The organism is Pseudomonas sp. GW822-FHT04H02 (assembly GCF_058800645.1).
The window spans coordinates 307,547-313,611 of the sequence record NZ_JBXAMM010000008.1 but is presented as its reverse complement, the minus strand read 5'-3'; the positions used below and the strand labels follow the sequence as shown (position 1 = coordinate 313,611).

Annotated in this window: 4 protein-coding genes and 2 tRNA genes; 1 reads left to right on the top strand and 5 read right to left on the bottom strand. The window is 61.5% G+C overall.

The features are described from left to right. Position 1: 1 nt before the first annotated feature. The 5 genes from AC1RMG_RS29650 to rluD all read right to left on the bottom strand — a co-directional run bounded on the left by AC1RMG_RS29650 (position 2) and on the right by rluD (position 4,836). Positions 2–75 (bottom strand) — tRNA-Pro (locus AC1RMG_RS29650). Positions 76–84: 9 nt separating this feature from the next. Then, a tRNA-Asn gene (locus tag AC1RMG_RS29645) sits at positions 85–160 on the bottom strand. A gap of 296 nt (positions 161–456) precedes the next feature. Continuing rightward, positions 457–3,021, bottom strand: a complete 2,565-nt coding sequence (gene clpB, locus AC1RMG_RS29640; protein WP_011063533.1) for an ATP-dependent chaperone ClpB — start codon at positions 3,019–3,021, stop codon at positions 457–459. Between the two features lie 130 nt (positions 3,022–3,151). Then, positions 3,152–3,877: a peptidoglycan editing factor PgeF gene (pgeF, locus tag AC1RMG_RS29635; protein ID WP_123577383.1), complete on the bottom strand. Its 726-nt coding sequence runs from the start codon at positions 3,875–3,877 to the stop codon at positions 3,152–3,154. Then, positions 3,874–4,836: a 23S rRNA pseudouridine(1911/1915/1917) synthase RluD gene (rluD, locus tag AC1RMG_RS29630; protein ID WP_011063535.1), complete on the bottom strand. Its 963-nt coding sequence runs from the start codon at positions 4,834–4,836 to the stop codon at positions 3,874–3,876. The genes pgeF and rluD overlap by 4 nt, the downstream gene beginning before the upstream one ends. Before the next feature lie 150 nt (positions 4,837–4,986). Between rluD and AC1RMG_RS29625 the strand changes: the two genes are divergently transcribed. Further along, a complete protein-coding gene (locus AC1RMG_RS29625; protein ID WP_011063536.1) occupies positions 4,987–6,012 on the top strand; it encodes an outer membrane protein assembly factor BamD in 1,026 nt (341 codons plus the stop codon). Positions 6,013–6,065: the final 53 nt, after the last annotated feature.

Sequence of the window (6,065 nt, the reverse complement as noted above, 5' to 3'; positions counted from 1 at the left end):
GTCGGGGTAAGGGGATTCGAACTCCTGACATCCTGCTCCCAAAGCAGGCGCGCTACCGGACTGCGCTATACCCCGGTTTGAAATTGGCTCCGTGACCAGGACTCGAACCTGGGACCCAATGATTAACAGTCATTTGCTCTACCGACTGAGCTATCACGGAACTACATATTTCAAGTTACAACTTTTTACTTCATCCTCTTCGACTTGTTCGTATCGCTACGTTCATGTCTCTGAGGCGCGCTATTTTACAATCTTAAAAACCCCTGTCAACCCCTTAAATTGCTTTTAAGACAATGATTTGCGACTTCATTGCCGGTTTCTTCTTGATCAGAAAAAACCTCGGGGGTGACTGACTGCGGGGCGCACTTTACAAGCCTTTTCCTTACAGTTCAACGCCCTAGTGAAAAAAAAGGCCTCGCAATGCGAGGCCTCCTCTATAAACCCACCGATCAGTGATCAGGCGAAGACGATTTCGTCGTCCTGCACCGAGGCGGTAACCGTAGCTCCCGGCAGGAAACCGCCGGAGAGGATCAACTGCGCCAACGGGTTCTCGATCCAGCGCTGGATGGCCCGTTTCAGCGGCCGTGCGCCATACACCGGGTCGTAACCCACAGCGATCAGCTTGTCCAAGGCCTCGTCGCTCAGTTCCAGGCTCAGCTCGCGCTCCGCCAGGCGACTGCGCAGGCGACCCAACTGGATCTGCGTGATGCCGGCGATCTGATCCCGTGCCAGAGGCTCGAAGATCACCACTTCGTCGACCCGGTTGATGAACTCCGGCCGGAAGTGGGTGGACACCGCGTCCATCACCGCCGCACGTTGTGCCTCGCGATCCCCTACCAGCTCCTGGATCTGCGCCGACCCCAGGTTGGAGGTCATGACGATCACCGTATTGCGAAAATCCACGGTACGCCCGTGGCTGTCCGTCAGACGGCCATCTTCCAGGACCTGCAGCAGGATGTTGAACACATCCGGGTGCGCCTTCTCGACTTCGTCCAGAAGAATCACCGAGTACGGCTTGCGACGCACGGCTTCGGTCAGGTAACCGCCCTCTTCATAACCGACATAGCCTGGTGGCGCACCGATCAGGCGAGCCACGGAATGTTTCTCCATGAACTCGGACATGTCGATCCGCACCATGGCCTCTTCGGTATCGAAGAGGAATTCCGCCAGGGCCTTGCACAGTTCGGTCTTACCCACGCCGGTCGGGCCGAGGAACATGAACGAACCGCTGGGCCGGTTCGGGTCGGACAACCCGGCTCGGGAACGGCGCACAGCGTTGGCCACCGCCACCACGGCTTCGTTCTGGCCAATCACCCGCTCGTGCAGCAGGCTTTCCATCTTCAGCAGCTTGTCGCGCTCGCCTTCTAGCATTTTCGACACTGGAATGCCGGTCCACTTGGACACCACTTCGGCAATCTCTTCCTCGGTAACCTTGCTGCGCAGCAACTGGTTCTCGCTGTGGCCGTGCTGGTCGACCATCTGCAGGCTGCGCTCCAGGTCCGGAATCACCCCGTACTGCAGCTCGGCCATGCGATTGAGATCGCCTTTACGACGCGCCGCTTCCAGTTCCTGGCGCGACTGCTCGATCTTCTGCTGGATCTGCGCAGAACCCTGCACTTCGGCTTTCTCCGAGGTCCAGACTTCTTCCAGGTCAGCGTATTCACGCTCCAGGCGGACAATCTCTTCCTGGAGTTTTTCCAGGCGCTTGATCGCGGCCTCGTCGTCTTCTTTCTTCAGGGCCTGGGATTCGACCTTGAGCTGAATCAGGCGCCGCTCCAGACGGTCCAGCACTTCCGGCTTGGAGTCGATCTCCATGCGGATGCGGCTGGCGGCCTCGTCGATCAGGTCGATGGCCTTGTCCGGCAGTTGCCGGTCAGTGATGTAACGATGGCTGAGCTTGGCCGCGGCAATGATCGCGCCGTCGGTGATCGCCACCTTGTGGTGCACCTCATAGCGCTCTTTCAGGCCGCGCAGGATAGCAATGGTGTCTTCCTCGCTCGGTTCATCCACCAACACTTTCTGGAAGCGCCGCTCGAGGGCTGCGTCCTTCTCTATATATTGGCGGTATTCGTTGAGCGTGGTGGCGCCCACGCAGTGCAGCTCGCCACGGGCCAGGGCCGGCTTGAGCATATTGCCCGCATCCATCGAGCCTTCGCCTTTACCAGCGCCGACCATGGTGTGCAGCTCATCGATGAACAGGATGATCTGCCCTTCCTGCTTCGACAGTTCATTAAGCAAAGACTTCAGGCGTTCTTCGAACTCGCCACGGTATTTGGCACCGGCGATCAAGGCGCCCATGTCCAGGGACAGCAAGCGCTTGCCTTTGAGGCCATCGGGCACTTCGCCGTTGATGATCCGCTGGGCCAGGCCTTCGGCGATGGCGGTCTTACCCACGCCTGGTTCACCAATCAGCACCGGGTTGTTCTTGGTCCGGCGTTGCAGCACCTGGATGGTCCGGCGAATTTCGTCGTCACGGCCGATTACCGGATCAAGCTTGCCGTCTTCGGCGCGCTTGGTCAGGTCGACGGTGTACTTGTCCAGGGCCTGGCGCGACTCTTCGACGTTGGCGTCATTCACCGCCTCACCGCCACGCAGGTTGTTGATGGCGTTCTCCAGGGCTTTCTTGCTCACGCCCTGGCCCAGCAACAATTTGCCGAGTTTGCTGTTCTCATCCATGGCGGCCAGCAGCACCAGCTCGCTGGAGATGAACTGGTCGCCTTTCTGCTGCGCCAGGCGGTCGGCCTGGTTGAGCAGGCGCGCCAGATCCTGGGACATGTTGACGTCGCCAGTGGGGTTCTGGATTTTCGGCAGCTGGTCGAGCTCTTTGCTCAGTTCCTTGCGCAGGCTGTTGACGTCGAAGCCCACCTGCATCAGCAGAGGCTTGATCGAGCCGCCCTGCTGTTCCAGCAGCGCCTGCATCAGGTGCGCCGGTTCAATGGCCGGATGATCGAGGCCAACCGCCAGAGATTGAGAATCGGATAAGGCCAGCTGCAATTTGCTGGTTAATCGGTCTATACGCATTAGTCACCTTCCTTTTGAGCAGGCCGGAGCGATGGACACACCTAAATAGAGAAACCTGCCAGATGTTTCACTAGATGCGGTCGATTCTGGGAGATTCAAGCGTCAGCAGCTTGACACAAGTCAGATTAGTCTAGCGCTCAAGCCAGATAAGGGAGGCAAAACGCCCGGTGCGCGGGCTGCGCCGGTAGGAAAAGAAGCGGGGATCGCTGACGGTGCAGTAGCCGCCACCGTACACGGCAGTCACACCACAGGCAGCCAGTCGCAGGCGCGCCAGCTGATAGATATCGGCCATGAAGCGCCCGGCATTGGCGCTCGGCACAAAGGCCTGCTCGGCTGCCGGCAACTGGGCGACGAAGGCTTCACGCACCTCGGGCCCCACTTCAAAGCGCTGCGGGCCAATGGCCGGCCCCAGCCACACCAGCACCTCGGCGCAGGGCGTATGCAGGCTGTCGAGGGTGGCTTCCAGCACGCCCGCCGCCAACCCGCGCCAGCCGGCATGGGCCGCGGCGACTCGGGTTCCGGCACGGTTGCAGAACAGTGCCGGCAGGCAGTCGGCCGTCATCACCGCACAGGCAACGCCCGGGGTGGCGGACCAACTGGCGTCCGCGGTCGCGACCATGGAAGGGTCGGCGTGGGCCACGGCCACCCCGTGCACCTGTTGCAGCCAGGCCGGGGCGATGCCGAAGTGTTCGCTCAGGCGACGGCGATTCTCGGCCACTGCTTGCGGCTGATCGTCGACATGGTCGCCCAGGTTAAGGCTGTCGAACGGCGTCAGGCTGACGCCGCCAGCGCGGGTGGTAGTACAGGCTTTGACTCCGGCCGGCGCGGGCCAGTCGGGAATCAGCCAGTCATTCATCCGATGAACGCCTCACGGTCCTGCTTGAGCAGCGACAGCAGCCAGACGAAATCGTCCGGCAGCGGCGATTCCCAGCTCATGCGGATACCGGTGGTCGGATGATCCAGCTCCAGGAAGCGTGCATGCAGGGCCTGGCGCGGGAAGTTCTTCAGCGAGTCGACCATGGTCTGGCTCGCCGCCGGCGGAATGCGGAAGCGGCCGCCGTAGGCTGGATCCCCCACCAGCGGGAAGTTGATGTGGGCCATGTGCACCCGGATCTGGTGGGTACGACCGGTTTCCAGCTTGACCCGCACATGGGTGTGGGAACGGAAACGTTCCAGGACCCGGTAGTGGCTGACGGCCTGCTTGCCGCCCTCCATCACCGCCATGCGCTGGCGCTGCTGGCCATGACGGCCGATCGGAGCGTTGATCTTGCCCCCGGCGGTTACCACGCCGATCACGATGCATTCATAGATGCGGCTGACACTGCGGCTTTGCAGCTGGGCCACCAGTTGGGTCTGCGCCTGGATGGTCTTGGCCACCACCATCAGTCCTGTGGTGTCCTTGTCCAGGCGGTGGACGATACCGGCCCGCGGCACATTGATAATGTCCGGGATGTGATGCAGCAGGGCATTGAGCAGGGTGCCGTCGGCATGGCCGGCAGCCGGGTGCACCACCAGGCCCGCAGGCTTGTTGATCACCAGGATGTCGTCATCTTCATAGACGATATCCAGCTCGATATCCTGGGCGATCCACTCGCCCTGGGCCTCCTGCTCGGCAGTCAGCTCAAGAATGGAGCCGCCGTGCACGATGTCCCGCGGGCGGATGACCGCTCCGTCCACAGTCAGGCGGCCGTCCTTGATCCAGGCGGAAAGGCGCGAGCGCGAATGCTCAGCGAATAGTTGGGCGGCGACTTGATCGAGGCGTTGACCGCCCAGTTCGGACGGCACCTCTGCGCGAAGTTCAATTTTATCGGACATGCTCGGACTGGGCGTCGGCACAGCCTTTGGTTTCGGCTGCGCGCTTGTGGTTAAATACGGCGTCTTTTGCCCCGAGGCTTTCAACGGGGCGCTCATCATAACAGGACGGCCCCGCCCAAGACAGCGGCCGTCATAGGGACGCAAGCCGCCATGCAAGTGAAACACCTGCTGCTGATCGCCATCCTCGCACTGACCGCTGCTTGCTCATCGAAGGAAGTCGTTGACGAAAACCTGAGCGAAGTCGAGTTGTACCAGCAGGCGCAGACCGACCTGGACAACCACAGCTATACCAGCGCCACTGCCAAGCTCAAGGCCCTGGAATCGCGCTATCCCTTTGGTCGCTACGCCGATCAGGCACAGCTCGAGCTGATCTACGCCAACTACAAGAATGCCGAGCCGGAGGCCGCCAAGTCCGCCGCCGAGCGCTTCATTCGCCTGCACCCCCAGCACCCGAACGTGGACTACGCCTACTACCTCAAGGGCCTGACCTCGTTCGACCAGGACGTCGGCCTGCTGGCGCGCTTCCTGCCGCTGGACATGACCAAGCGTGACCCGGGTGCCGCCCGCGACTCCTACAACGAGTTCGCCCAGCTGACCAGCCGCTTCCCCAACAGCCGCTACGCGCCGGACGCCAAGCAGCGCATGATCTACCTGCGCAACCTGCTGGCTGCCTACGAGATCCACGTAGCCGACTATTACCTGACCCGCCAGGCCTATGTCGCCGCCGCCAACCGTGGCCGCTACGTAGTGGAGAACTTCCAGGAAACCCCATCGGTCGGCGACGGCCTGGCGGTGATGACCGAGGCCTACCAGCGCCTGCACCTGGATGAACTGGCTGCCACCAGCCTGGAAACTCTCAAGCTCAACTACCCCAACCACCCAAGCCTGGTGGACGGTCAGTTCGTGCCACGCGTGGCTGAGGCCGACAACCGTTCCTGGCTGAGCAAGGCCACCCTGGGCCTGATCGAGTCCCGTCCACCGCTGCCGCCGGGAGAAACCCGCGCCAACCAGGACGTGATGAAGCAGTACCAGGATGCCAAGGACGCCATTCCGTCCGAGCTCAAGCCTAAAGACAGCAACGGCGACGTGGTCGAGGAAGAAGAGCACGAGGCTGCCGGCAACAACAATAGCGACCGTTCCTGGTTCAGCTACATGACCTTCGGCGTGTTCGACTGATCACCCCGCAGGCCGGAAAGGGAGACTTGAAGTCTCCCTTTTTTATGCCCGCG

What these genes read in the sequence shown, in the direction of transcription:
- pgeF (WP_123577383.1), bottom strand. Translation starts at nt 3,877, where the DNA reads ATGAATGACTGGCTGATTCCCGACTGGCCCGCGCCGGCCGGAGTCAAA.
- AC1RMG_RS29625 (WP_011063536.1), top strand. Translation starts at nt 4,987, where the DNA reads ATGCAAGTGAAACACCTGCTGCTGATCGCCATCCTCGCACTGACCGCT.
- clpB (WP_011063533.1), bottom strand. Translation starts at nt 3,021, where the DNA reads ATGCGTATAGACCGATTAACCAGCAAATTGCAGCTGGCCTTATCCGAT.
- rluD (WP_011063535.1), bottom strand. Translation starts at nt 4,836, where the DNA reads ATGTCCGATAAAATTGAACTTCGCGCAGAGGTGCCGTCCGAACTGGGC.